2 protein-coding genes and 1 pseudogene are annotated in these 1,679 nt (G+C 53.3%); all 3 read left to right on the forward strand.

From position 1 onward, the window contains the following. The first annotated feature begins 401 nt into the window (after window positions 1-401). The gene (locus NWQ23_RS10805) at window positions 402-572 is read left to right on the forward strand and encodes a hypothetical protein (protein WP_306166361.1); all 171 of its coding nucleotides are present in this window, start codon (window positions 402-404) and stop codon (window positions 570-572) included. Between the two features lie 176 nt (window positions 573-748). Then, window positions 749-1,030, forward strand: a complete 282-nt coding sequence (gene yajC / locus NWQ23_RS10810; protein ID WP_306166363.1) for a preprotein translocase subunit YajC — start codon at window positions 749-751, stop codon at window positions 1,028-1,030. Window positions 1,031-1,054: 24 nt separating this feature from the next. Then, window positions 1,055-1,679: pseudogene (locus NWQ23_RS10815) on the forward strand (protein translocase subunit SecD); the annotation flags it as partial.

The following is a 1,679-nucleotide window of genomic DNA, read 5'->3' on the forward strand; positions in this document are numbered from 1 at the left end:
GATCAAACAAAATACCACGAAACAGCGTAACCGCTCCAAACCTATAGAGTAAAAATGTTAGACATCGTTCTTATCGTCCTTCTCGTGACTGTCGCAGTGATCGGTAAACCATCGCGTTCTGCCGCCAAAAAGACTGTGGATTATTCAACCGCTGCCGTTCCTGCTGCATCCTGAAGTCTACTTCAGTTTGTAGTTAAGCGCTTTCGGTTGTTTTTCCTTTCTGATATTCTTCCCAAATTACTTTAAAATTTTTTGGGATATTTTCCATCTCTTCCTCTTTCGATGAATTCAGGTTCTATATTTCGAAGTTAGCAGCGACTATCGCTGGTCTGACCTTCTTTGCTATTGGTTTCGCAGGGGTCATCAATGCGCAGATCGATCCGATCAGTGAACTGACGTTCTTGATCTTGCCGACAGAGCTTGGTGCCGGGTTCGATCGTTTCTACTGGGTTCTTCTATGTCTGGTGGGTGTATGGCTGGTTGCGTTCATCTGCCCGCGACTTGCAGCCATCGTGGCGCTGCTCTTGGTTACGCTCAAGTTGGCGATCCTTCAGGGCTGGCTTACCGTCTAGCGCCGCCGCAGATGTCGCGGAATTTCCCTTTTGTGATTGCTTTCGCAAGGCGCGGTCCCCATATCGCACCAGAGCCTGTTGTCATCAGGCCCGAACGCGGTTGCACTTCATAAGTGGCGGACATAATGTGCCGCGACTTTCGGAGCGCACGCGACGCACAATAAAAGGGATGGGATATGAGAGCTGCCGACCTAGTAATGCTCCTGCTGATTTTCGGGATCATGTACTTCCTGCTGATCCGGCCACAGCAGAAAAAACTCAAAGAACATGCGGCCATGCTGGAAGCGCTGCGTCGGGGTGATCAAATCATCACCCAAGGCGGTATCGTCGGCAAGATCGTGCGGGTGAAGGCCGAAAGTAATGAGGTTGAAGTCGAGATCGCCAAGGACGTGACCGTCCGTGTGGTGAAATCCACCATCGCCACGGTGATGAACAAGACCGAACCGGCAAAAACCTAAAATCTGCCGCAAAAGGCGCCATTCATGCTGAATTTTTCGTTTTCAAAGCTCTTGATGATCTGGCTGACGGTCATCGTCGGCCTGATCTTTGCCATGCCGAACGGATTTTACAGCCGGGTCGAGGCGCATAATGATGCTCTCGCCATCATTGAAACGGGGCAGACAAACGCGGAACTGGAAGCGGATGCAGCGCTTTGGCCCAGTTTCCTGCCGTCGAACCTAGTGAACCTTGGGCTTGATTTGCGCGGCGGCGCGCATCTTTTGGTCGAGGTTCAGGTCGAAGACGTACATGCCTCGTTCCTGGAAGGGTTCTGGCCATCCGTCCGTGATGCCTTGGCGGCTGAACGTGACGTGGTTGGCTTTGTCACCCGCGAAGACAGCCCGCCCACCGAATTGCGCGTGCGCATTTCGCAGCCGGAAGGTGCGAACCGTGCGTTCGAACTGGTGCGCGGTTTGGGAACGCCTGTTGCCTCATTTACCGGCGGGGCAGCTTCGAACATCGATGTGCGTATCAACGGTCCTATTCTGACGATCACGCTGAGCGAAGCAGAGATGGTTGCGATGAACGAACGCACGATCATGCAGACGCTCGAAATTATCCGCCGCCGGATTGACGAGGTCGGCACCCGCGAACCCACGATCCAGCGCC

Source organism: Yoonia sp., from assembly GCF_030731595.1.
GTDB lineage: Bacteria > Pseudomonadota > Alphaproteobacteria > Rhodobacterales > Rhodobacteraceae > Yoonia.

What these genes read in the sequence shown, in the direction of transcription:
- yajC (WP_306166363.1), top strand. Translation starts at nt 749, where the DNA reads ATGAGAGCTGCCGACCTAGTAATGCTCCTGCTGATTTTCGGGATCATG.